Origin of the sequence: Mesorhizobium sp. M2E.F.Ca.ET.209.01.1.1 (assembly GCF_004010375.2) — a bacterium.
GTDB lineage: Bacteria > Pseudomonadota > Alphaproteobacteria > Rhizobiales > Rhizobiaceae > Mesorhizobium.
This window is the reverse complement of record NZ_SADP02001145.1, coordinates 1-292: the sequence shown is the minus strand read 5'-3', so window position 1 is coordinate 292 and position 292 is coordinate 1. Positions and strand designations below refer to the sequence as shown.

General features: G+C 69.9%; 1 pseudogene. It reads right to left on the bottom strand.

What is annotated here, in order from left to right:
• Positions 1 to 292, bottom strand: a pseudogene (locus tag EN852_RS39475) (hypothetical protein); the annotation flags it as partial.

Genomic DNA, 292 nt, shown 5'->3' with positions numbered 1-292 from the left:
CGGCGAGCAGCTTGATGCCGCCGCCAAGGGTCGGTGTGCCGACCGTGACGCTGGCGTTGAGCTTGATGCGGGTCTGCGCGGTGCGCAACACGGTTCCCACTTCGCCGACCGCCAGCCAGGGCGAGGACTGCATGGGCTCGCCGATGGCCACCTGGAGCGTCGTCGACGTCAGCCCGGGTACGGTTGCCCCGAGATTGACCGCAACCTGGCTGGTGCCGTTTGCTAGTGCCGCGGCCGCGGTCACCATGCTCATCGCGCCGGCGTCGACCGAAAGTCCGGCGGGCTTCTGCCC